Source organism: Ruegeria sp. CDSC051 (assembly GCF_059610665.1).
This window is the reverse complement of the sequence record NZ_JBXWOC010000001.1, coordinates 85495-109943: the sequence shown is the minus strand read 5'-3', so window position 1 is coordinate 109943 and position 24449 is coordinate 85495. Positions and strand designations below refer to the sequence as shown.

The 24449-nt window shown below is 53.7% G+C and carries 20 protein-coding genes and 1 tRNA gene; 10 read left to right on the top strand and 11 right to left on the bottom strand.

Going from position 1 to position 24449, the window contains the following annotated elements; all coding sequences use genetic code 11:
• Window positions 1-665: 665 nt before the first annotated feature.
• Window positions 666-1340, bottom strand: coding sequence for a TIGR04283 family arsenosugar biosynthesis glycosyltransferase (locus AC2FH0_RS00515; protein WP_496701422.1), 675 nt, complete (start codon window positions 1338-1340; stop codon window positions 666-668).
• Between the two features lie 73 nt (window positions 1341-1413).
• Here AC2FH0_RS00515 and ygfZ point away from each other — a divergent pair, with 73 nt between their 5' ends.
• Together ygfZ and AC2FH0_RS00505 are read left to right on the top strand one after the other, a co-directional pair.
• Entirely contained in the window at window positions 1414-2151 is a 738-nt protein-coding gene (ygfZ, locus tag AC2FH0_RS00510) for a CAF17-like 4Fe-4S cluster assembly/insertion protein YgfZ (protein WP_496701424.1), read from the top strand.
• A 106-nt stretch (window positions 2152-2257) separates the two neighbouring features.
• Window positions 2258-3196: an ABC transporter transmembrane domain-containing protein gene (locus AC2FH0_RS00505; RefSeq protein WP_142632924.1), complete on the top strand. Its 939-nt coding sequence runs from the start codon at window positions 2258-2260 to the stop codon at window positions 3194-3196.
• Window positions 3197-3258: 62 nt separating this feature from the next.
• Here AC2FH0_RS00505 and efp read toward each other — a convergent pair whose 3' ends face one another.
• Entirely contained in the window at window positions 3259-3822 is a 564-nt protein-coding gene (efp, locus tag AC2FH0_RS00500; protein WP_142632922.1) for an elongation factor P, read from the bottom strand.
• 218 nt (window positions 3823-4040) lie between these two features.
• Here efp and AC2FH0_RS00495 point away from each other — a divergent pair, with 218 nt between their 5' ends.
• On the top strand, window positions 4041-4361 hold the full coding sequence (locus tag AC2FH0_RS00495; protein WP_108785849.1) for a DUF6280 family protein: 321 nt from the start codon (window positions 4041-4043) through the stop codon (window positions 4359-4361).
• 204 nt (window positions 4362-4565) lie between these two features.
• Entirely contained in the window at window positions 4566-6023 is a 1458-nt protein-coding gene (locus tag AC2FH0_RS00490) for a cobyric acid synthase (RefSeq protein WP_496788284.1), read from the top strand.
• Between the two features lie 3 nt (window positions 6024-6026).
• On the opposite strand, the gene AC2FH0_RS00485 is transcribed toward AC2FH0_RS00490, so the two are convergent.
• The 3 genes from AC2FH0_RS00485 to AC2FH0_RS00475 all read right to left on the bottom strand — a co-directional run bounded on the left by AC2FH0_RS00485 (window position 6027) and on the right by AC2FH0_RS00475 (window position 8986).
• Window positions 6027-6743 carry a hypothetical protein gene (locus tag AC2FH0_RS00485; protein WP_271947944.1) on the bottom strand — a complete coding sequence of 239 codons (717 nt, stop codon included), beginning with the start codon at window positions 6741-6743 and terminating at the stop codon, window positions 6027-6029.
• Between the two features lie 75 nt (window positions 6744-6818).
• Window positions 6819-8237, bottom strand: coding sequence for a TolC family outer membrane protein (locus AC2FH0_RS00480; protein ID WP_496692410.1), 1419 nt, complete (start codon window positions 8235-8237; stop codon window positions 6819-6821).
• A gap of 95 nt (window positions 8238-8332) precedes the next feature.
• Entirely contained in the window at window positions 8333-8986 is a 654-nt protein-coding gene (locus AC2FH0_RS00475) for a protein-L-isoaspartate O-methyltransferase family protein (protein WP_142635071.1), read from the bottom strand.
• A 228-nt stretch (window positions 8987-9214) separates the two neighbouring features.
• Between AC2FH0_RS00475 and AC2FH0_RS00470 the strand changes: the two genes are divergently transcribed.
• Window positions 9215-9288: transfer RNA gene (locus AC2FH0_RS00470), tRNA-Cys, on the top strand.
• Between the two features lie 62 nt (window positions 9289-9350).
• Here the strand turns inward: AC2FH0_RS00470 and AC2FH0_RS00465 are convergent.
• Complete coding sequence (locus AC2FH0_RS00465; RefSeq protein WP_496788283.1) at window positions 9351-10427, bottom strand: tyrosine-type recombinase/integrase; 1077 nt, start codon at window positions 10425-10427, stop codon at window positions 9351-9353.
• A 239-nt stretch (window positions 10428-10666) separates the two neighbouring features.
• Window positions 10667-10813 carry an Arc family DNA-binding protein gene (locus tag AC2FH0_RS00460; RefSeq protein ID WP_496788282.1) on the bottom strand — a complete coding sequence of 49 codons (147 nt, stop codon included), beginning with the start codon at window positions 10811-10813 and terminating at the stop codon, window positions 10667-10669.
• 98 nt (window positions 10814-10911) lie between these two features.
• Here AC2FH0_RS00460 and AC2FH0_RS00455 point away from each other — a divergent pair, with 98 nt between their 5' ends.
• The 5 genes from AC2FH0_RS00455 (at window position 10912) to AC2FH0_RS00435 (ending at window position 18259) form a co-directional block, all read left to right on the top strand.
• The gene (locus tag AC2FH0_RS00455) at window positions 10912-11244 is read left to right on the top strand and encodes an Arc family DNA-binding protein (protein ID WP_496788280.1); all 333 of its coding nucleotides are present in this window, start codon (window positions 10912-10914) and stop codon (window positions 11242-11244) included.
• Window positions 11245-11288: 44 nt separating this feature from the next.
• Window positions 11289-12425 carry a DNA cytosine methyltransferase gene (locus AC2FH0_RS00450; protein WP_496788279.1) on the top strand — a complete coding sequence of 379 codons (1137 nt, stop codon included), beginning with the start codon at window positions 11289-11291 and terminating at the stop codon, window positions 12423-12425.
• The gene (locus tag AC2FH0_RS00445) at window positions 12422-15418 is read left to right on the top strand and encodes an ATP-binding protein (protein ID WP_496788278.1); all 2997 of its coding nucleotides are present in this window, start codon (window positions 12422-12424) and stop codon (window positions 15416-15418) included. The genes AC2FH0_RS00450 and AC2FH0_RS00445 overlap by 4 nt, the downstream gene beginning before the upstream one ends.
• A complete protein-coding gene (locus AC2FH0_RS00440) occupies window positions 15393-17177 on the top strand; it encodes a response regulator receiver domain (RefSeq protein ID WP_496788277.1) in 1785 nt (594 codons plus the stop codon). The genes AC2FH0_RS00445 and AC2FH0_RS00440 overlap by 26 nt, the downstream gene beginning before the upstream one ends.
• 788 nt (window positions 17178-17965) lie before the next feature.
• Window positions 17966-18259, top strand: a complete 294-nt coding sequence (locus AC2FH0_RS00435; protein WP_496788275.1) for a hypothetical protein — start codon at window positions 17966-17968, stop codon at window positions 18257-18259.
• A 369-nt stretch (window positions 18260-18628) separates the two neighbouring features.
• Here AC2FH0_RS00435 and AC2FH0_RS00430 read toward each other — a convergent pair whose 3' ends face one another.
• The 4 genes from AC2FH0_RS00430 to AC2FH0_RS00415 form a co-directional block, all read right to left on the bottom strand.
• Window positions 18629-19807 (bottom strand): acyl-CoA dehydrogenase family protein, encoded by a 1179-nt coding sequence (locus AC2FH0_RS00430; protein ID WP_496788273.1) that lies wholly within the window; start codon window positions 19805-19807, stop codon window positions 18629-18631.
• A 192-nt stretch (window positions 19808-19999) separates the two neighbouring features.
• Complete coding sequence (locus AC2FH0_RS00425; protein ID WP_496788272.1) at window positions 20000-21019, bottom strand: AraC family transcriptional regulator; 1020 nt, start codon at window positions 21017-21019, stop codon at window positions 20000-20002.
• Between the two features lie 128 nt (window positions 21020-21147).
• Window positions 21148-22332 (bottom strand): acetyl-CoA C-acyltransferase, encoded by a 1185-nt coding sequence (locus AC2FH0_RS00420; RefSeq protein WP_496788271.1) that lies wholly within the window; start codon window positions 22330-22332, stop codon window positions 21148-21150.
• Window positions 22329-24449, bottom strand: coding sequence for a 3-hydroxyacyl-CoA dehydrogenase NAD-binding domain-containing protein (locus AC2FH0_RS00415; RefSeq protein WP_496788270.1), 2121 nt, complete (start codon window positions 24447-24449; stop codon window positions 22329-22331). The genes AC2FH0_RS00420 and AC2FH0_RS00415 overlap by 4 nt, the downstream gene beginning before the upstream one ends.

Below are 24449 nucleotides of genomic sequence, written 5' to 3'. Positions count from 1 at the left end.
TCGCGCATGGAAACTGGCTGATCTGGTCTGGGTGGTTCTGGGCGGGGTCGGCGCATTGGTTGCGGTGATGGCCGGGCTTTATACAGCGGACAGTTCCCGTCTGGACCGGCAGATTGACGTTGCCTATGCCGCAACACTTGCCTTTGACCGCGACGCCGCGCGGTTTCGATTGCGGTTCTGCGACCCGGCCTATGACAAGGATATCGGAGCGCTGTGCGAAAAAGTTGAGTTCCTTTCAGCCTCAACCGCAAGCAACGCTGACCTGCCCTTGTTTATTGCCGTAACAAACGAAGTCGCCCCTCTGAGGGGGTTACAATTCCTGTTTGGACGGCAGGCCCAGGAAGAGCGTGATGACATGCGCGCGATGACATCGAAGGTGCACTCATTCGACGTCGACCAGTTTCTGGTGTTCACAACGCTGGATGACCCGACACAGGAAGCTATCGACAATCTGCGCAGGAAAGTTCCCGCAATCGCAGGCGACTATTTGATCTTGGCCCAAAGTTACGATGACCTTGTCACTCAGGTCGGCAAGCTTAAGGATGAATGGGAGTATTTGCGGGAAAACGGGCATATTCTGGTGCTTCAGATCATTGCGCTGTGCCTTGTCAGTTTCGCCGCCCCGTTCCGGCTGGGCAAATCCATTGTCGAACTCAGAACGACGCTTACTGCCGGTACGCCCGCGCCAACCGCTCGGGATCAGCGCCCAGAAGATAGCGGATCAGAGTCCACAGATTCCGACCACCACGACGCAACCACCCTGCCCGTTCATACCGGTCCGCGCTCGTAAAAGCGCGGGCGGACAACAGCGTGATGCGGCGCAACTTTTTGGCAAGCGCCACGTCTTCCATCAAGGGCTGGTCCGGGAAGCCGCCTGCATCTTGATATTCAGAACGCCGGACTAGCAAGCCCTGATCACCATAGGGCAACCCAAAGATCCGGCTACGAAGATTGGCCCATCCGGCAACCCAGGATGGCGCAAACCCCGCGGCCACGAAGGCCAGTCTGAACGCCGCAGGTCGCCCCGAGGGCAAATGATCCCGCACAACATTGCTCCACCCGTCCTGCAAAACCGTATCCGCATGAAGTACCAACAGCCATTCGGCTTTGGCGGCTGCACAGCCACGGCGCAGCTGCCCCCCGCGCGAGGCTTCTCCGGTCACGATCCTGGCCCCGGCATTCTCGGCGATTTCATGGGTTTTGTCAGTAGAGCCTGCGTCCGACACAATCAATTCGTGGATCAACCCTGCGCGCAGCCCCTCCATCAGCGCTCCAAGTGTAGCAGGCAAGGTTTCGGCCGCGTTCAGGGTTGGAATTACAATACTGATCGGTGCCGGCACGTCGGATATCCTCTGGTCTTATGAGCGACTTCTCATATATCACGAGCACCATGGGAAAGACGAGGACTCTGCCATGCCCAATCGCCGCATTCTGCGCCTAACCGGTGCCGACGTTGACAGCTTCTTGCAGGGGCTGGTGACCAATGACATTGCCGGGCTTGATCGGGGTCTGGTCTATACGGCGCTGCTGACCCCACAAGGCAAGTATCTGGCCGATTTCTTTCTAAAACGCGAGGGTGACGATATCTTGCTGGACGTCGCCGAGGTTATTGCCGACGGGTTGATCAAACGTCTGAGCATGTACAAGCTGCGCGCCGACCTAACGATCGAAGCCAGCGGCCTGAATCTGCAACGCGGCACTGGCCTGGCACCCGATGGGGCCCTGCCCGATCCGCGCCATTCAGATATGGGCTGGCGCGCATATACCGAAGATGCGGAAGGCGAGGACGGAACCGAGTGGAACGCGATCCGCGTGCTCCATTGCATTCCCGAAACCGGAATCGAACTGACCGAAGACAGTTATATTCTGGAATCAGGGTTCGAGTTACTGAACGGCGTTGATTTCAAAAAAGGGTGTTATGTCGGTCAGGAAGTGACCGCGCGCATGAAACACAAGACCGAGCTGCGTAAAGGGCTGCGCACGGTACTTGTCGCAGGCACCACGCCTGTCGGAACCGAAATAGCTGCTGACGGGAAATCCGTGGGACGCCTGTTTACCCAAGCGGATGGCCAGGGGATCGCATATCTCAGGCTCGACAGGGCCAAGGGCGATATGCAGGCGGGCGACGCGACCGTGCGCCTGAAGGAATGAAATTTCTCGAATACAGCCTAGCCATGGTCCCGCCAGCCCCGGAACCATTTGATCCGCCCGGCACAGGCTGCCAAACTAGGTTTGGTTCAGCGATCCGGGTGAGTTGATGTTTCGTCTGTATAAAGCAATTTGGCGTGCCAGTTCCGCCCGGCAGATCATCCTTATCATCCTGTCTATTGCGGTTGCCGCTCTGGCAGCGGTCCCGCTGGAGTTTCAGCGCGATATCATCAACCACCTGACCTCGGACGATGTATCCGTGGACCGGATGATCCTGCTTGGTGCGGGCATGATGGTGGTTATCTTGCTGAGCCTGGGGCTGAAATGGCTGCTCGGTTATCGGGCGGGAACACTGGGCGAGGATATGATCCGCCTGATCCGGCAAAGGCTGCTGGTCCGGTCCGCCGATCTGGATGAAACCGGCGAGACCATGCGCAAGGGGACCATGACTACCGCCATTTCTGCCGAAGCAGAAGAGCTGGGTAAATTCGCAGGCGGTGCCTTTTCCGACCCGGTGGTCCAAATCGGCACTCTGATCAGCGTGATTGGCTATATCTCGTCTACACAGCCGGGGCTGGGTTTGATCGCTTTTTCGATGGTCGCGCCGCAGATCATCATCGTTCTGGTTTCGCAACGCAAAGTGAACGTCTTTGTCGCCGAACGCGTTCGTATCCTGCGCCGTGCCACCGACAGTTTGACAGCAGAAAAGATTGACGCGGCCGCGCACGAGATCGAAGCGGAATTCGACAAAATCTACGAAACTCGCCGAAAGATGTTCATCTGGAAGCTCTCGGCCAAATTTCTTCTAAGCGTGATCAACGGCGCCGGGACGGTTGGGGTTCTGATGCTGGGTGGCTGGCTTGTCCTTCAGGGCAGAACCGATGTCGGCACAGTTGTTGCCGCCACCAGTGGGCTCAGCCGTATTCAAGGCCCCACGGCCTTTCTGATCGCCTATTATCGCCAGGTCAGCGCAAATCGGATCAAATTCGAACTGATGCTCGAACTATTTGGCCCGAACCCCGAGAAATACCGGCGCGTCAAAGAGTGAAAACAAAAGAACCGCGCAGCGCAGGCTGTCGCGGTTCTCGGTGTCTTGAAGCAGAAGTGCAGTTAGGCGCGTTCCGAATAGTCCATGGTTTCAGTATTCACCACGATCATTTCATCTTGGCCCACAAACGGTGGCACCATGACTTTTACACCATTGTCCAGGACGGCCGGTTTGAACGAGTTCGCAGCAGTCTGACCTTTGACCACAGGCTCGGTCTCGACGATCTTGCACGTCACTTTCTGTGGCAGTTTGGCGTTCAGTGCCTCACTTTCGTAAAATTCTACGACGATAGTCATGCCGTCCTGCAGAAACGGGCGGCGATCACCCAACAGATCAGCGGACAGTTCGATCTGCTCATAGGTCTCGGAATCCATGAACACCAACATGCCGTCGGATTCGTATAGAAACTGCTGGTCTTTCTGTTCCAGGCGAACACGCTCGACCTTGTCAGCTGAGCGGAAACGTTCGTTCAGTTTGGAACCATTGCGCAGATTGCGCAGTTCGACCTGTGCAAAAGCCCCGCCTTTACCGGGCTTTACATGATCAACTTTGACAGCGGCCCATAGCCCATCGTTATGCTCAAGCACATTGCCGGGGCGAATTTCGTTCCCATTTATCTTGGGCATTACATAAATCCTTCACAAACGGTTGATGCGTCAGTCGCGCACCCTATATCTGGCGTGGCCGCACCTGACAAGACAACGACACCTTGTGCTGCAGCCGCAGCAAGCTATGCGCGTGACGCAACGCAACTATGCACATTAGGTGTATCCGAATCGCACTTAATAGGTCATAAGAACCGTCACGCCGAAAATGCAAGAGCAAGAACAACAAGGAAGACGAGATGAGAGATTTCGTTGACGGCACCGCCTTTAACAATGAGCAAGGCAACCGTGCTCGTAAACTTTTCGCAGCTGTCGTTTTGGCTGCGCTGGATGATGCTATTGCCGACGACAAAAAGTATGGCAATGGCCCAGAACAGATCGCCCGCTGGGCACGCTCGCGCGATGGGCGCGAAGTGCTGTCTTGCGCGGGTATCGACCCAAATGAACGGGTTGTCAGCGGATTGATGGATTTCGTTGGTCGCGGTGTGCGTACTTCGGTCGCTCTTTCGCGCGAAGAAAGCGAGCGCCGCAACGCCGCCCAACAGGCCGAAGCCGCCTGATCACAGACACGAGTCTGTTTGAAAAAACGCGCCTCCTATTGATGGAGGCGTGTTTTTTTGTTGCATAGACCCCGAATATGAATTCCGGTGCGAAACTGCGCCCTCACCCGATGACTGAAAAATGATGACAATGCCACGTCATCCGGGGCTTTCCCTTCACCGTTAAATCAGGTCATCTGCGCGTTAGCTTACAGGAGACTCGGCATGGTTCGCGCCATCATGATTCAGGGCACAGGCAGCAATGTTGGAAAATCGGTTCTGGTGGCCGGATTGGCACGCGCCTATACGCGCCGAGGCCTGCGGGTTGCGCCGTTCAAACCGCAGAACATGTCGAATAACGCCGCAGTAACCGAAAATGGTGGCGAGATCGGGCGCGCGCAAGCCCTACAGGCGTTGGCGGCACGACGCGCCACACATACGGATATGAACCCGGTCCTTTTGAAGCCTGAAACAGATACAGGCGCGCAGATCATCATTCAGGGCAAACGCGCCGGAACGATGCAGGCTGGCGATTACCGCAAGGATAAATCCAAGCTGATGACAGCCGCGCGCCAGAGTTTTGACCGGCTCTGCACCGACGCTGATCTGGTGTTGGTTGAAGGGGCCGGAAGCCCGGCCGAGACCAACCTGCGTCAGGGTGATATTGCCAATATGGGCTTCGCCTGCGCCGCGGGTGTGCCGGTCGTACTTGTCGGCGATATTCACCGAGGTGGGGTAATTGCTCAGATCGTCGGGACTCAGGCCGTGCTGGATGCTGGCGATCTGGCAATGATCCGAGGCTTTGCCATCAATCGCTTTAAGGGCGATGTATCCCTTTTCGACGAAGGTCGGGATGACATCGCCGCTCGAACAGGCTGGGCCTGTATCGGTGTTGTGCCCTGGTTCGACGATGCCTGGAAGCTGCCAGCCGAAGATATGATGGATATCCGGTCGCACAGTGGCGGTTCCTGCAAGGTTGCAGTCCCTCAGTTGGAACGGATGGCCAATTTTGATGATCTTGATCCGCTATCGGCAGAACCCGGCATCACGGTCGAGATCGTGCCCGCTGGCCGCGCGCTGCCCGGCGATGCGGATTTGGTCCTGCTTCCCGGAAGCAAATCAACCATTGGCGATTTGGCTTACTTTCGTACGCAGGGCTGGGATATCGACCTTTATGCCCATGTGCGACGTGGCGGTCACGTGTTGGGATTATGCGGTGGCTACCAAATGCTAGGTAACACCATTGCTGATCCCGATGGTGTGGACGGGCGGCCAGGTACAGTCGATGGATTGGGGCTGTTGGATGTGGATACCGTTATGGTCGGCGAGAAAAAGGTGACCCTGCGGACTGCACGCGCCCTGCCGGGGCACCAACCGCTAACCGGATATGAGATCCATATGGGCCGCACCGAAGGCAATGATTGCACCCGCGCCTGGCTGGAGGTCGAGGGCCGCCCGGAGGGCGCAACTGATCGGACTGGCCGGATACGCGGAAGCTACCTACACGGTATATTCTCATCCGATCAATTTCGGGCCGACTACCTACAGCTTTTAGGAGTCTCTTCCACCCTGCACTATGAGGACGGTGTCGAAGATACGCTTGATCGTCTGGCCGACCATCTGGAACGACATATGGATCTGGATCGCTTGCTGGAACTGGCTGAAACGCCGATTAAAGGCTGACTTTCACTCGGCTTTTTGCTCGGCCAACGCACGGTAGATCTCGCGGCGAACCATTTTTCGAACGTTCCGCGTAATGCGTTCACCCAGTACGCCCTGCAGTTCTTCACGAACAACCTGCGCAATCAAAGAGCGCAAGCCATCGTCATCAAGCCGGGACATGGCAGCATCTGCTTCTGAACCTGTTGTATCCGCGGCAGCCGATACCTCTGGGTCCCGTACAAACACTGCCTTTTCAACAGTCTCAGTCTCTGCATCTGGGGCTTCGTCTTGGGGTTGCCATTCCAACGGTTGATTTGGCGTTCCTGAATAGGCATCTACGCTGTCACCGTCGGGCTCCCACTGATCTTCGGTCCTGGCGATCGCGGCTTCCAGCGCCTCAATTTTGGCACTTAGACTTTTGGCTATGCCCTCTTCCGCAACTGGATCAGGTGAATGCTCTGTAGCCGACTCCGCTTCATCACCCGCAACAACATCGCAGGCGCGCAAAAGCATCGGTTTCACCGATTTTTCAGCGCTGTACTCAGCATCCAGCTTGAAAGGCTGCGTCTCGACACCTGTTTGCTCGCCAACCCTGAGCGCATCAGTCAGAACAAGCCGCCCTGGCTTTCGCTCTGACTTGGAACGCACCAGATCGGGAACTTTTCGACCTTCTTCGCTGACCAGCCGCTTGACCGATGACAGTACGTCTTCGATCCCGGAGTTCACGACATTGTCTGTCATTGTTTTCTACCGCTCTAACCTCAGGTCCGAGTGTAGCCAAACAATGCAGACCTCACAACAGGCAGTATTGGGTGTTTAGTCCCGACGCAGTGCTTTCAGGACCCGATCCAGATCTTTGCTCTGCTTGCTGACCTGCGCGGGGGCTTTCTTCACCAGATTATAGTAAAGGGTCGGATCGTAAATCTGAACCGCCAGACCCAAACGCTCGGCCGTGAGCAAACCTTGGGCCTGCAGCAACTGATAAGCCGCCAGAGATCGCTCGGTTCTGGAAGCAATTTCGGCAAGCTGCGCGTCCAGCAAATCCTGCTGAGCAGCCAGCACGTCCAGAGTGGTCCGCGCACCCAAAGTTGCCTCTTCGCGGATACCATCAAACGCAACTTCCGAGGCGCGTACACGTTCCGAAGAGGCCCTCAGGCTTGCGCTTGCAGTTTGAAACCGAACATAGGCATCAGACACACCCTGCGTAATGTTCTTTTGCACATTCAGCAGATTGGCACGTGACCCATCCCGCGAGGCCATTGCGCGGCGCACGCTTGCCGCGAGTCGACCACCCGCATAGATCGGCTGGCTGAAGTTCAGCGAGATACTCGCATCATTCACATAATCGTCGTCATCATAGCTCTCGGTGACGCCCGCATCAGCGTTCAGGCTGACATTCGGACCCAGGCCCGCGCGCTGCTGCTGCACGACCAGATCAAGGGCGCGCACCTGATGCTGGGCGGACAGAATGGATGGGTGATTGCGTTGGGCCAGGCTGACGGCCTCGCTCTGGGACCGGGGCAAGTTTGGCAGGCTGGGCTGACCAGCAGTACGGCCCGGCAGTTTGCCAACTGCGTTCACATATTCCGCCTGAGCAGTGCTCAGATCGCCGCGCGCATTCGCCAGATCGGCCTGCGAGCTTGCAAGCTGAGCCTGAGACAATGCGACGTCTGTGCGGGTAACTTCCCCAACTTCGAAACGATCCTGCGAGGCGCGAAGCTCTTCTGCGGACAGTTCAACGTTGTTTTGACGAATCGATACGGTCTCTTCCTGCAGCAGAACACTCAGGTAAGCGGTCGCCGCGCGGAATAGGACCTGCTGTTCGATATCGATCAGCGCCTGCCGGGTCGACAGCACCGTTTCCTGCGCTGATTGCTTGCCCAGAATCGAGGCTCCGCCATCGTATAAAAGCTGGCTCAGCGTCAGGCCCGAGAAGAAGTTCGAAGGATCAACACTGTTCGTAACACCACTGTTTCTGCTGCGCGTATAGTCTTGGCTAACCGCGACGGTCCAGTTGATAATAGGGCGCAAAGCCGACAGCGCGATCGCCACATCCTCGTCCGCAGCCCGCAGCAGCGCCCGGTTCTGTTCCAGCAAACCGCTGGTATTATAAGCTCCGATGAACGCATCGGTCAGGTTATCGGCCCAAACCGCCTTACCGGGCAACGTGCCCAGAGCAATACCCGCAGTCACTGCCAGAGTCCTGACCAGCTTTCCTCCTGCTGCAAAACGCATGGCGAAATCCTCTCAAATCAAAATAACGCAGCCCTGAGGGCAGTTTGCGTCTTTGTGTTGAACTAATCAAGGCAGCAGATAAATCTGCCCGCCGACTATAGCGAAAATGCACTCTCGGCCGAGAAGGCTTTCAGAACAGGTGCACTGGCGTTGAATGCCTGGCGCCAGGTAACGCGATCGCCTGATTTGTGGCCTATACGGACTGTCCCAAGATCACCTTCCATGAACAGGCAGGCGATACGCCCATGATCCTTAAGCTGGTCAATCAATGCAGACGGAACCTCTTCTACGCCGCCCTGGATCATGACCACGTCATAAGGCCCATGCTCGGCAGCGCCCTCATCCAGCGGCCCCACGTGAACAACCACATTATCCGCGTCAGCCTCCATCAGCAGCGTTTGCGCTTCGGCAGCTAGCGCTTCATCCGCTTCCACCGCTACGACCAACTGCGCCATACGGGCTGCAACAGCCGTCGAATATCCCAGCGCCGGAGCAATATCCAGAACAACCTCATCATTGGTAATGTTCAGCACATCCAGCATCTTGGCCAGTGTTCTCGGTTCCAGAATGCAGCGTCCAGCCTCAAGTTCTATCAAACCCTCGACATAGGCGGCTTCGCGTTGCGCGTCTGGCACAAAATTCTCGCGCTTGACGGACAGCATGGCATCAATGATCGGGAACTTGGTAACGTCCGAAGGCCGGACCTGCGTATCGACCATGGTGCGGCGGCGGGCTGCGAAATCTGTCATTGGATCGCTCATTCATTTCCCAAGGTTGCTGGGCTTGTGCCACATCCCGGGCAAACCAGCAACGGCCCGCAAGCGGAAACTTTCGTCTGTCGTGAAGATTTTAGAGTGATCCGATTGGGTGATCCAATTTTCAGTTCGTCAAATTTAGACCGAACCCACTGGACGCCCCGGATTAAAGCTGCTAAAACGCCTGTCACACCACGGCAAGTATTTGATATTACTTGAAAAGGCGAGTTGGCGGAGTGGTGACGCAGCGGATTGCAAATCCGTGTACACCGGTTCGATTCCGGTACTCGCCTCCATTTGATTTCAAGCACTTAGTCTCCTCCTATCAGTGTTTTGGTCTCACCGTTTACAGTTGCGTTTACAGTTTTGGATTCTTTTCTCGCAGTTTTGCCTTTTCAAGCTTGGACAAAACCGCATCGCTCTCATCTGGACTCACCCGAGCGTATAACTCGATAACCTGCGCGGCATAGCGAACAGACCAACCCATGAGCGTCGCAATTTGGCGCAACGATAGATCGGCATTAAGAAGCCTAGTCGCCGCCGTTCCGCGCGTGTCGGCCAAGGTTTTCTCACGGCCATCTTTCCAAGGAGGAACTTCGGCTTCGCGTCGCCATTTGGTGATCTGGTTAGAGGCCCATCGAGGTGTCAACGGCCTCCCGAGCTCCGAAACCAACAGCCTTTCCTGACCCACAGGAGTCTCAGCAATTAGTTTGGCCAGATTCTGTGTCACGGGAATATAGGCAACGCGACCTCGTTTGCTTGTGCGGAAACGAAGTCTCTGGCCGGTCGTGGTGTCCTCGAACTGAGCCAGTTTGATCTCAACCAGGTCAGCAACTCTAAGACCTGTTTCACACCCGGCAGCGAGTATGCGCCGCACCCAATCGGGTGCGTGCTTGTTGAAAAGCGCTACGTCAGCACTCGACCATATTATCTCCGTTCGATCGGGGCTATATAGCTTTTTCAAGCTGTGACAATAGTGCTCCCCGAGCCGCCCTTCTTCAACGGCCCAGTTTAGCAAACGGGCCGCGTGGGCACCTGCCATATCATGCTGTTTCGGAGAGTGTATCCAACGTTTGCGCCAAGTGTTAACCTCACCTCGAGACTCCCGCTCCTCAAACATTGCAACGGGGTCGTCGCCAAATTCTTCACCAAATCTGCTTAGCCAGAGTTTGATATCGGCTTGAGACCGTGAAGCTTTAGGCATAGCTGCACTTGACAAAAAATCTTCAACAAGATGCTTGATCATCATGACACCCGCTTCTGGCTGCTTAGTAACCTCGGTAAAGGCATGAAAAAAAGCGGGGTCATTAGGAAACTGAACGACATCTTCCCAGAACTTCGGGCCTTTTCGCCATGCATAGAAGTGGTACTTAATGCCGCCTACAACTTTGCGCCGCACGCGATGCACCCCTTTTGGCAGCTTACCTTTGGGCAAGACGTGCCCTCCGCTGAGCAACTAAGCTGATCGACTGGGCGTCGCGTTCGGCAACGATGGACGTTTGCATGCCCTGTGCAACATCTAGCTTCGCTCTAACGAGCTTAGGATCATACCGCCCTCGCCTACCGGGCACAGGTAAAATACCGACTCGGCGGCAAAACTCATAAAAAGCGGTCGATGGTACATCGTAGCCAAACGAGACGGCGAGTTCCTTAGTTGAGATCAACTGAATACTGCTATTCATTTGTCTGCGCCTCCCATACAGCGCGCGCCTCCTTGGCTGCACGAATTGCCCGAATGACTTCGGAGTTTTGCGAGCTCCCATTCTGCGTGGCTTCTGATTTGATCCAGTCCTTCAATTCTTGCGGCAACCTGAGTTGCATGGGCTTTCGACAATTCATTCGCATCACCTATGGCTATCAGCCATATAGTGGCATATAGCCATCATTGCATCAAGGGATTATTATGGCAATGTGCCACTATGACAGAGCAGAAGACGCAGAATCAGGACAAATTTATCGTCCGCCTTCCTGAAGGGCTGCGCGAACGCATACGACTGGCTGCCGACAACAATAACCGCAGCATGAATGCAGAAGTAGTAGCTCTACTAGAGGAAAAATACCCCCTACCCAAACCCGAGAAGATTTCAGATCCCGCTGCAAAAATTCTGTTTTGGTTGGCCGCAAGAATTCGCAGGCGGACACCAAAACCCGGTTCCTTACGTGACAAACAAGCGGCCCTTTACGAAGCCGTTGCTGCCGACCTGGAAGCACGAATGGAATCTGCCGAAGGCGAGACACAGGTTAACAAATAAGATCGAGAAGCCATCATAATTAAGATGGTCCTGAAGAGGCAACAATGCAAAGCTGGCAAGAAATTACAAATCCAACCATCCAAGTCGTTGACTTGTTCTGTGGCGCCGGAGGCTTCTCCTTGGCAGCCCAAAACGCTGGTTGTGAAGTCGTTTTCGCCGTTGAGAATGACCGTCATGCATCTGCATCCTATGAGCAAAACCTCTGCAAGACTAACGCACTGCGCGCCACCAAATTGTACTCACAGGACATCCGAGAAATAGATCCAGCTACATTAGCAAAGGCGCATTTTAAAGACGGAAGTGAATGCGACATCCTACTAGGCGGTCCGCCTTGCCAAGGATTTTCAACACATCGCATTAATGGCGCTGGTGTGAACGATCCAAGAAACGCGCTCATCTATAGGTATTTTGATTTCATCAAAGCTCTTCAGCCGAAAACTTTCTTAATGGAGAATGTCCCCGGTTTGTTATGGCCGCGTCATGCAGAATATCTTGAGGCCTTTTATAAACTGGCAAAGGAAAGCGGATACAGTGTGTTTCCTCCTTGTAAGATAGACGCGCGAGATTACGGCGTCCCGCAAAGGCGTCAGCGAGTTTTTATCCTTGGAATGCGAGAGCCAGTTGATACGGGTTCCTTTGTCTGGCCACCCGCTCAAACGCATCACGCAGACGGGCATCATGTAAACTTGAAAAAGTGGCTAACTTGCTCACACGCATTTGAACCATCTGCATCGGATGACCCCAACGACATCCATATGAAGCACGGTCTAGAGCTCATCGAAGTATTCCGCCGCACACCTTTGAACGGAGGCTCACGTAGAGATTCTGGACGTGTCTTACCTTGTCACAAAGCACACGACGGGCACAAAGATGTGTACGGCCGGATAGACCCTCGTAAACCCGCTCCGACTATGACTACCGCTTGTATAAACCCTTCAAAGGGGAGGTTTGTTCACCCGACAGAACACCATGGAATAACGGTTCGGCAAGCGGCACGAATTCAAACCTTCCCAGATTCATTTCAATTTGTTGGAGGCCTTACCGCCGCCGGAAAACAAATTGGAAACGCTGTCCCGATAAAACTTGGTGAGGCTCTAATTTCAGCCATAGCAGCATATCTGAGGGAAAGTGAGCTTAAGCAAGGAAATAACGTGGGCGAGCTATGCGAGATGCACCCGTGATAGAAAAATCATCTTTCAAAATGAGGGCCAGAACCGTCGATCATCTTGGACGGGAACAAATTGCCGATTGCCCTACGGCGATTTCGGAGCTCTGGAAAAACGCATTCGATGCTTATGCGACCGAGGTTTCTTTAGATATTTTCGAAAACTCATCTAACCCCGTTGCCGTTGTCTCAGACAATGGTCACGGAATGAACAAAGTTGATTTTTTCGAGCGATGGCTTGTCATCGGAACTGAATCCAAAGCGACTGCTGAAGAGGTTCCTTTGTCTGACCGCAGGGGACTCCAAAAGCGCGAAAAACAAGGCCAAAAAGGTATCGGCAGACTTTCATGTGCCAACTTGGGCCCAACAATGCTTCTAATTTCGAAGAGAGTAGAGCAAGATTTCATCGCTTCGTTGCTGGATTGGCGGCTCTTTGAAAATCCATTTCTCAATCTAGGGGATGTAATCATTCCCACAATCGAGGTCTCAAGCTTAGAGGATGTTTTTAATCAACTTCCTTCGTTAACCGAAGCTTTGCTAGAAAACCTCACACCAAAACCTAAAGAGACTGCTAACCAAAAAGAGAAAGAAGCCCAGGACGTTGAGATAAAACGCATAATTGACGCTTGGCGTGCCTTCGATAAACTTCCAGAACGGCAAAAGGAAAACAACTCAAGAGACATTATCAACTCGATCTCAAGCGCCCAGTTTTCGACAGAGCACTTGACTGATTGGGTAGGGAATAGTGATGATGTAGACAGTGGCACGGCATTGATGGTCTCGGGCATCAACTACGATCTAAAGGCTCAACTGGCTTCAGAACCCTACAACCAATCGATCAAACGAACACGAAAGAACTTCGCTGAGACGTTGGCGAATTTTATCGATCCATACGTTGATCTAGAAGAAAAAAAACTACCAGATTTCTATCGCCAATTCTCGTACAAGGTAACCGTTTGGAAAAACCTTTTCCCGACCGTCGTTATTAGCCGGGAGAAGGGAATTTCGCGTCGCCAAGTCGAAAAACTCGAACATTGTCTATCTGGTACGGTGGATGAGGACGGCGTTTTCAGCGGTACCGTCAAAGCTTTCGGGCGCATTCTCCCCGACAAAGTGAAAATCTTACCCAAAACAGATGTAGAGATTCCAAAACGCGCTAACACACGCTTGGGCAGCTTTGATATTTACATTTCGGCTATGGAATTTGAGTACAGCAAATCCACCCATGAAAAAGCCGAACATGACCGCATCAAGGAGTTAGCTGAACTTTATGCAGGTTTCATGATTTTCCGAGACGGTCTGCGTGTCCTACCTTATGGCCGGCCCGACAACGATTTTTTTGAAATCGAAGAGCGTCGAACGAGGCACGCTGGAAGAGAATTCTGGAATCACAGGCAAATGTTTGGCCGTTTAGCCATCAAAAGGCAGGGAAACCCAAATTTGCTCGACAAGGCGGGTCGGGAAGGGATTTTGGACAACCGCGCGGCAAAAGCGCTGAAAGACCTTGTTGATAACATTTTAATGCAGTCGGCGCGGAAGTACTTCGGTACGGATGCCGCGGTTCGTAAAGAGTTATTGCCAGAGGTCCGCGAGGCCAAAAAACAAGAACGCGACGCTGAAAACCGGCAAAAGTTAAGGGAAAAGAACAGCCGAGGGTTCAAGAAAAACTTAAAGGAACAATCCGCTCTGCTACCTGGGCTTCTCGAAGACCTGCACGAAAGCGCCCAAAGCATCACAATTGATTCAGATGCAGAACTCAATGCTGCGCAAGACATGGTGGCAGAGCTAAAAAAGCGGTTACCACCCGCTACTATCCTCGGTGCGCCTCGCTCGATGACTCCAAGACAAAAAGAACAATACTCTAAGTACCGAACGCAAGCCGCCGAAGCCAAAAGCCTGCATGCCAGAATCACGCAAGAAGTATCTGAAAAAGTAGAGGAATTTCGACCAACGGATCCACTTTCTGTTCTCGAAAGACAAGCAGAGAAATCCCGGAATCGGCTTGGTGGGCAGTTAAACCAATGGAGAAACACAATCCGCTCGCTTCAAACTGCCGAATTCCAGCGGATTACTAACTTAGTAGATCAACGAAAGTCGTTGTTCATGGATGATGCAGAAGCAATTTTACAGCTTTTCAAGATCGAACGCGAAACGTTTCATTCAGCAGCTAGCAAACTCACCAAGTTAGAGGACAACCTTTCGGAAGAAAACGAGGCAATCTTTGAACCCTATCTTAGGGCTATTGAAAGCCTTAAGGAGAGCATAGATCTCGAGCACCTAGCTACCACCGGCATGGAGGATCTAGCAGATGCAAGAGCGGAACTTGATAGGTTAAACAGCCTGGCTCAACTCGGAATCGCAGTAGAAATAACTGGTCACGACCTTCAAGATTTTGACGACATCATTTCTTCAGGACTTTCTCAATTGCCGGACGAGCTTAAGAACAGCAAGGCTGTCGGAGATATTAGAGTTGGATATGAAGGGCTAACCGACCAGCTTCGGTTCCTATCTCCTTTGCGATTGTCTGGGGTCAGAGTTGAGCGATGGATTACCGGCGAAGAAATAGCGACTTACATTGCAGAGTTCTTTGCCCCAACACTAAAACGCAATGAGATACAATTTGAACCGACGCCTGAGTTCAAAGGAATCCGCATTTTTGATCAACCTTCTCGCCTGTTGCCCGTTTTCATAAACCTAGTGAACAACAGCATCTATTGGCTTGGCACCAGCGACACTACCGCAAGGAAAATCATCATAGATATGAGGGACGAAAAAGTCATTGTCTCAGACAATGGGCCAGGCATCCAACCCGAGGACATCAACAACCTATTCAAACTATTTTTTACCACCAAAATTCACGGGGGCCGCGGCGTGGGCCTGTATCTGTCGAAAGCCAATCTCGTTGCTGGTGGACACTCAATCGCGTACTCAACTAGGTCGGAAGATATAGTTCTTAACGGCGCAAATTTTGTAATAAAATTCAATGGCCTGGAAGCTGGAAATGAATGAAAGATATATGGGTTTTGTCGAGGAGGCATTTGTCGCCCCTATCCGTTCCGTCGTGATCGTTGATGATGACTACCCAACACTAGAAGAGATTCTGGAAGGTTCGCTAGCTCGTACCGAAACCAAAAAGGAATTTTCGAGTAAAAAATCTTGGTGGTCAAATCCGGAGCCTATTAAACGTGTGGTAGACGAGTTTAGGTCCCAAGAGAAGAAATACATTCTTGATATCCATGATGCGCAAACACTCTCTGCGGAGGACGAAATTCAAGGTGCTTCACACCTTCATCAAACTGACCTGTTGATTTTGGACTACCAGCTAGATCCTGATAATGGAGAAAACTGGGTAAGATCATTGAATATTGCCCGAGAACTCATGAAGAACTCCCACTTCAATCTTGTTGTTGTGAACACACAACAGGATCTTGAAGCAGTGTTCAAAAATTACCTTTTGGGCCTTCTCACCCCATCTATGGAAGAGTTGACAGACGCTGAGGAAACGCGACTTGAGGCAGCCTATGAAGCGGCGACGCATGTCGAAAATTTTGCTGCAAAATTGGAAGCAGCAGTAGGTTTTAAACAGTATGCACGCTATTTGCAGGAGCCGAAAATTCTCCGGAGTTTATCATCGGCTGGGGGGCAATTTGCCAGACTTGCAAAACTCTTTGAGGATACTGGGTTAGATCAAAGACATCACAAAATTCTCGCCCAGTCTGCCCTACTCGAGTTTGAAAAGAAATCCATCGAACAAAAGTTGATGTGCCCCTTCGACATTGGACCTATTCGCTTCAAGGACACCAGCGATATTAAATGGATCCGGTCAGACAAGGTGTTTTTGACGTTCTCTTATAAACCTGACCAAATACCATTGTTGGATAGCCTTCGAACAGCACTTTATGACTGGTCCCCAAAGCCTTCGAGATTGGTTTTGGCCAAGATGCAGGCTGATCTGGAAGAAAGCGGTGTTCAAATGCAAGATAGAGCACTGAGTGACGACCATTCGTCAGCTCTTTGGTATACCGACATCTTAAATTCTGATGACAAGGCTCTGAAAACTAAGGTCGATGAAGTTTCCAAGCGACATGTTGATGGAATTTTGGCCCAGCTTCTACCAAGCGTTAGGGACTTTGCACTTCGTCTGACGAACGATGATAGGCAGCCAACAGTAGCAGAAAACTTAGAGCGCGTGAAATTTCGCTACGGTATCGATATCGGCGACGAAACCGAACAGATTAGGGCACGTCTGCAGCATAACGCTCTTGCATGCACACAAGAACCTCGTGGCTGGCATGTACAGACTGGTCACGTCTTCGAGGTTAAGAGTGAACTATGGGTATGTGTTTCCCCACTGTGTGACACAGTCCCGACGCAAATCCCAGCAAGTCAATGTGCCTTGCAAGGCAACAGGCTCCGGTTTAGTGCTGTAAAGCTGCATCCACTAAAAATGAACGTACTGCCAGAATTCGTGCAGTCTAACCGTTTCGTGTTTTTTCAGGATGCAGACGACGTGAAGGTCTACTCCATCGCACCAGACGCATCCGCGATGCCTAGTGTCGGCGTATTCTTTGCCGAAGATTCAGGCAATTTGTCAGCTAACATGGAGTTAGTGGTCTCCCGTGCTGAGCAAGACCCGGCAACCCTTAATCTGAAAATAATTAGCCACGAGACAAAGATCATTGGCCATTTGCGTTACGAGTATGCATTGAACTTGATTCATCGACTTGGCAGCTCGGTGACCCGGGTGGGCCTTGACTTCTCAGGATGAAACCAGATTTCGAGCAGTTTCGGGCGACCGAGGTTGTTCGGGATGCACAATCCGTTTCAATGAGCTGTATCTGACAGCTTATTTCCAGATAACTTGCATTGTACCCGGCAAAAATGGATCGGAGTCAACGGTGAACCCGTTAGCCGCCAAGATAGCGTCCCGGGTTTGTTTCTCACATGTAGCGAGGATCGTATATGCCTGCTGAAGTGTTGAACCTGGGAAGCAATCATCCTCCGTGTAGCCCTGCATCTTTTTCAATGTCGAAATAACTATGTCGCTGATTGAGTAGAATGGCTCATAAACCAAGCCTCGTTCCACAGAGTCTTGGTGCAGGACACCGTATAATCGTTCCATGGAATCCAGCTTTTCTCCACCCTCTGCGTCTACTGGTAGAGATAAATTAGGCCGCCGGTTAAAGCCTGCATGGCAGATTTTATGGCACTCTCTGCATAGTGTTATCCCGTTTCCTGGGTCGAATTGTGCTGGTGGGGCCAAAACTTTTCTAAAGATATGATGTGCTGACAACCGATCTGCTGAATGACAGTCGACACACCGAAACCCGTCCCGGATGCGAATGAAATCACTCCAAATTGAAAGACAATAGGCCTTCGATCGCTCCGCCCTGACGGCATTCATAAGCTTCGCAAGCTTCACATTTAACAGCAAAAAATCTGGTTCAACCAACCTTAACCTCTTTTCGAATTTGTATATACTGGTCCATACGATCACATTGTCATCTGAAACCGCAATACAGGTTCGCCGATGACGGAATTTTAGCGGACAGTTGAATGCCTAACCTTACCATAGAGCTTCCAGATGCACTTCTCGAGCGACCGCAGCAGATCGCCGGCGAGGAAGGCATCGATCCGGAAACCCTAGTTCGCCACGCGATCGCTCTGAAAGTTGGCGTCAATCCCTCATCAATGGAGAAGCCGATTTCGGTTGGATTTCTAACGCGGCAGACCCATGACGTCTTACATGTTGGAACCAATGAACCTGTGCACTTTATCGACGACAAGGGGCGAAAATTTGTTTTGGTTTCGGCCGAATACTACGACGACTATCTGCCCAATCAGGATTGACGCTTGGAGCTGCTGGGGGCTGTCTGCCCCCGTGCCTGGCGGCGATTTTAGGGAAGATGAAATCATTTACATTGTTTCAAGAGTAATGAGCTCAAATTTGGTGTCAGACGGTACATAGTTTTGCCATTTTGGCACCCATAGTCGTTCCATGCGCGCAAAACCCCAGGGCTGATGGCCTTGGCACTGATTGCAGACATTCAATTTCGCTTGGATGAACTCACAATAGGCGAACAAAGGGTGAATTCGCTGCGTTTGCACCAAGGTCTGCAATCTCGAGTAACCGGCCGCACGTGTGCGGCCGATCTTTCGATTTTACCGATCAGTGAGGAGATTTTCAGGTTGGTTCCGCTTCACCGGGGGGTGGGACGTTCAGCCGGTTTCACCAAATCCTTTCGGTACTGGCAGGTCAGGCAAGCTTGCCGCACGTTTCTGCAAGGCCCGCCCGATGACCACGCGGCTGATTTCCGTCGTCCCGTCCACGATCCGCAGCATTTGTGCAAGACGGGACAAACGATCCAGACCATAAGGCTGCAACAGCCCCATGCCGCCCAGCACTTGCGTGCAGGTATTTGCAGCCTTCACTGCGGCATCTGGCACAAACCGTTTGGCATGGGCGGCCATCAGTGGGCCCTCGGGCGTGCCAAGGGCCTTTGCCGCCTTGCGGTAAAGCAGTTTCGAGGCTTCAAGATCGGTCGCAACTTCGCCCAGCATCCACTGGATCCCGTCCAGATCGAGGTTCTTGCCACCGAACATCTTGCGGTTCTTGGAATAGGACAGCGCCGTATCCAATGCGGCTTGCATCAATCCACAACATCCTGACGCGATTGAGACGCGGGCGATGTCGATCGCCATGAGTGAACCTTGCAGGCCCTGGCCAATGGGCAGGATGATGTTGTCTCCACTCACCACGACCTTGTCCATGTACATCTCGGCCAGAGGCAGGAAGCTGTAGGACGGGGTATCATAGAGCGGTCCAAAGCTGAGGCCCGGCGCGTCGGCGGGAATGGCGATCATCGCCATATCCTTGTGGCCGAGTGCGTCACTGGTTTTGACCACGGTGAAATAGATATCAGCCTCGGTCGCCAGGCTGACCCATGCCTTCGCACCGCTGATCGTCCATGTGCCGTCGTCATTGATCACGGCTCGCGAATACATGTTTGTGGCATCCGATCCGGATTGCGGTTCGGTCAGTGCAAAGTTCGCCAGTTTGCGGCCCGAGGTCAGATCCCGTGCCCATTTTTCCTTGAAGGTATCTGTGCCATAGCCGCAGCCCGCGAAGGTGCAGATGTTATGCATCGACAGGGCAAAAGCATAAGCGCCATCTCCGAGCCCCAGCTGTTCGTAGACCTGAATGCCCTCTGAAAGTGGCAAGCCCTGGCCGCCAAACTCTTCGGGGGCGTAGAGCCCGGTCAGGCCAGCGGCCCCGGCCTTGTCCGACGCATCACGGGGCCATGTCTTCGTGGCGTTCCAGGCGTCCACATTGGGCAGGATGACCTGCTCGGCGTGGTCGCGTGCGGCCTGGAGTATGGTGGCGAGTTTGTCTGACATTGGTGGATCCTTTCAATGGCGATTGTTCTCAGATGACGCCACAACCCGGCAATAGTGGATGGCCAGACTGATGAGCTATGAAGGCGAAACTTCAGCTGAAAATGCTTCTATGCGGCAAGATTTAGCGAGCCAGCCCGTTAAGCTCTATCTCGTGCGCTGACAGATAATTGTCCAAAAGTGACAAATGGCAGCTTATGTTTGTGATTTGCGGTATGAGCTGGGCGTGCTTCCGGTCCAGCGTTGAAAGGCCCGGTGGAAATTGGCCGCCGACGAAAATCCGACATCATGTGCGATGGCTTCAACGCTTTTGCGCCCCGCCTGAAGATCACGGATTGCGATGTCGCGCCGCAGGGCATCCTTTATGGCCTGAAACGACGTGCCATCCGCGTGTAGCCTGCGGATCAGGGTGCGCGGGGTCATGTGCATTGCGGATGCAGTCTGTGTTAAGGTCGCCGAATCCCAACCTGTCTGACCCAGATACGTGCGCACCCGCAGCGATTGGGTGTGTTCGCGGGAAGAGGTAAAAATCCAGTCTCGCGGCGCGTTTTGCAAAAACCGGTCAAGATCAGCTGTGCTTCGAGTCTGCACAGGGCCCATTACATTCGGATCAAACGCGATGGCGGTGGCGGGTTGGCCAAACCGCAGCGGTGCAGGAAAGATAATCGCGTAATCCTGATCAAAGTCCGGGCGATCAAACGCGAAATCAACGGCCTTAACCGGAACCTCATGCCCTGCCAGCCAAGACATGAGCCCGTGGGCAAGTTTGAGGATCAGCATATGTCCAAACCGCTGAAGCGGCACTTCGCCTTGTGGTTTCAGGGTAAGCACCAACGCGTTGTCGGCGTCCTCCAGATCAAACTGATAATCATCCAGCAACAAGTTCCAGAACGTTGAAAACCGGTAGAGCGCCGATGCAAGAGACGTGGCTTCCCTGACAGTGGTCAGAAGATGTTGTAGGGCCCTCGGCCGGACGGGTCTGCTCCAAAGCCCCATCATCTCATCACCGGTCTCAACTGCGGCAAGTTGATAGAGGCAAACGATCTGATCCAGCGTGACGCGACCATTCGGCGAGCGCGTATCCGCGTTCAGACCGGACCGGCTCAGCAGCGAAGCCATCTGCGCCTCTGGGCACAGGGCACGCAGCGCCGCCAGCCAGTCATCGACAAACTGGCTGGAAACCGTGGAAAGGATCGTTGGCGCGACATTGGTCATAACGCCTCAGGAAGCATCACCAATTCCGGTCGACATGAAACGCAGGCTTGCAGATGGCGACCCTCGCAGATGACAGAATGTCAATGTCTCAACCAGATAACGCTCTGCTTGAACTCATTTCAGTGGGGTCAGGCGACTTCGAACAGTGCTGCGGCGCCCATGCCTCCGCCGACACACATGGAGGTCACCACGTATTTCACGCCACGACGCCTCCCCTCAATTAGAGCATGCCCGACTTGTCTCGCACCTGTCATGCCGTAGGGGTGGCCAATCGATATTGCACCGCCGTTCACGTTGTAGATTTCGGGATCGATCCCAAGATGGTCACGGCAATACAGAACCTGGCAGGCAAAGGCTTCGTTAAGCTCCCAAAGGCCGATGTCTTCGATGCGAAGACCTGCATTCTTCAGCAGCTTTGGAATTGCAAAGATCGGGCCGACCCCCATCTCTTCCGGTGCGTTTCCTACAACAGTCATGCCGCGATAAATACCCAGCGGTGTGAGACCCTGTTGCTCAGCCATTTTGCCTTCCATGAGCACACAAGCCGAGGCCCCGTCAGAAAGCTGGCTTGCGTTTCCGGCAGTGATCAGTCCTCCTTCGACAACCGGGTTCAATGCCCCGAGTGTTTCGGCCGTCGTACCCGGCCGGTTGCCCTCGTCTTTTGACAAGGTCACCTCTTCCACGGTTTCCTCTCCGGTTTCGCGGTTCTTGACCCGCTTAATCGCAGTGATCGGGACGATCTCATCTTCAAACGCGCCAGCCGCCTGAGCCCGGGCGGTCCGACCTTGCGAAAGTGCGGCGTATTCATCCTGGACGTCGCGGCTGATCCCATAGGTCCGCGCCACATTTTCCGCCGTCATCAGCATCGGCATGTAGGCATGCTCAGATTGGGCGAGAACGTTTGGATCTTTCTCATCGCCCGCCCATTTCAGATAGGCATTCTGCAGGGCGGAAATATTCTCCTGCCCGCCAGCCACGGCAACGTTCTGACCATCCACGATGATCTGCTTTGCAGCCGTCGCAATGGCCATCAACCCGGAGGAGCATTGCCTGTCGATCGTCTGTCCTGCCACCGTATTGGGAAGGCCCGCCGCCAGCGCCGACAAACGAGCGACATTCATGCCTGCTGTCCCCGCCGTAAGGACCGATCCGATGACGACATCTTCGATCGAACCGGGGTCCACGCCTGCACGTTCAACAGCGTGCTGAATGGCGTGCCCCATCATGGTAGGGGATTTGATGTTGTTCAGCGCACCCTTGAAGGCAACCCCAATGGGGGTTCGGGCGGTTGAGACGATAACGGCTTCTCTCATGATTTTTCCTTTTTGGCATCAAAATGTGCGTCAAGTGTCACGCCCGAGGTTGCAAGTTGTTCCAGCAAAGGCGCAGGCGTGAACCACATCTCGCCATAGGCGCCAAGCGACTGCCGATAGTGGGTCATGCGTTCCAGAATCTGGCTTAATCCAATCTCGTCGGCATAGTGCATCGGGCCGCCGCGCCAGTTTGGGAAGCCATAGCCATTGACCCAGATCAGGTCGCAATCACCCGGGCGCGTTGCAATGCCCTCTTCAAGGATCAAAAAGCCCTCGTTGATCAGGGGATAGAGACATCGCTCAAGGATTTCCTGATCGTCGATGTCCCTGCGTTTCACGCCATGCAGGTCCGACAGCTCGGAACTGATTTGAACCATCTCAGGGTCTTCGACCCGTGTCCGTCCCTCGTAGACATAGCTTCCACGCCCGGTTTTCTGACCCAGTCGGCCTAGTTCAAACAACCTGTCCTGCACAACCTGGTATGTCGGGTCATGCGCGATTTCACTACGCCGTTCCTGACGCACGCGTGCGCCCACATCGACTCCGGCCAGATCTGCCATCGCATGAATGCCCATGGCCATGCCGAAGCCTTCAAGGACGTTATCCACCTGTTTCGGTGTCGCCCCCTCTAGAAGCAGACGGGATCCTTCGCGGAAGTATGGTTCCAGCATCCGGTTTCCAACAAAGCCGTAGCACACGCCAACCGTGACAGGGAGCTTTCGGATCTTCTTTGCGACCATGATTGCCGTTGCAATGACATCGGGAGCGGTCTTGGCGCCCCGCACCACCTCTAGCAAGCGCATGACGTTCGCCGGGCTGAAGAAATGGAGACCAATCACATCCTCCGGACGGGACGTGACCGCAGCTATTTCATCAAGATCCAACGTCGATGTGTTTGAGGCCAGTATCGCGCCGGGTTTAGCGTGCTGGCCCAACGCTTCGAAAATCTGGCGTTTGACATTCATGCTTTCAAACGCCGCTTCAATGATCAGGTCGGCCTTCGCAAGGTCTGCATAGCTAAGCGTCCCAGTGGCGTTGGCGGCGATTGCCTCTGCCCGATTGGCACTAAGCCGCCCTTTTTGGGCCGCGCGTTGGAAATGCTCCCTGACCTGATCCAGCCCCTGTTCCAGCGCAGTTTGTGTGGTTTCCAGAAGCGTGACCGGATACCCCGCCTGCAGAAAGGCGATGGCAATGCCGCGCCCCATTGTTCCGGCACCGATCACGGCGACCGATGAAATGCTACGTGGTTGGTCAGCACGGGTAACGCCGGGAACCTTGGTGCATTCACGCTCTGCAAAGAACAGATGCCGCCCCGCGCGCGATTGAGGTGTGTCGAGCAGTTCAGCGAAACCCGCCTTCTCTTGTGCCAACCCCTCGGCCAGCGGCATTTCGCACGCGGTCTCGATGGACACCAAACATCGTTCAGGGGCGACAAGGTTTTTGGACGTGTGCGCTATCTGGTCTCGGAAACCCGTCAGATATCCCTTCGGATCAGGGTGTGTGACGGTCATATCCGCACAACTGCGTTTTGGATCGCCCTCATGGCTGACACGGGTGGCAAAACCCAAAACATGCGCGCGAAAATCCTGTTTGTTTTCAAGCAGCGCGTCGACCAGCCCACAAGACAGGGCATATTCGCCTTTCACGGGATCACCCGAGAGGATCATTTGCGTTGCCGCTTCCAGCCCGGCAATCCGGGGTAGTCGCTGGGTGCCGCCGGCACCAGGCAGCAGCCCCAGTTTGATCTCAGGTAGGCCCATCACGGCGTCCGGCGTGGCGACACGGTAATCACAGGCAAGCGCAATCTCCAGCGCACCCCCCATCGCTGGGCCTGCTATCGCGGCGATAATGGGTTTTTTGCTGGTTTCAATCGTTTCACACAGGTCTGGCAGGTCCGGCTTGTCCCAAACTGCCCCAGTACGGAACTCGACGATGTCAGCGCCGCCGCAAAAGAGCGGCAGAGCCGAGCATAGAACGATAGCTTTGATCTGCTCATTTGCATCCAACTCGTGAATGGCCGCAGAAAGCGCCTGCCGCATCTTGAGGCCAAGAGCGTTCACTGGCGGGGCATTCAGCTCAATGAAAGCGACACCCTCGGTGTGTTTAATGGAAATCAT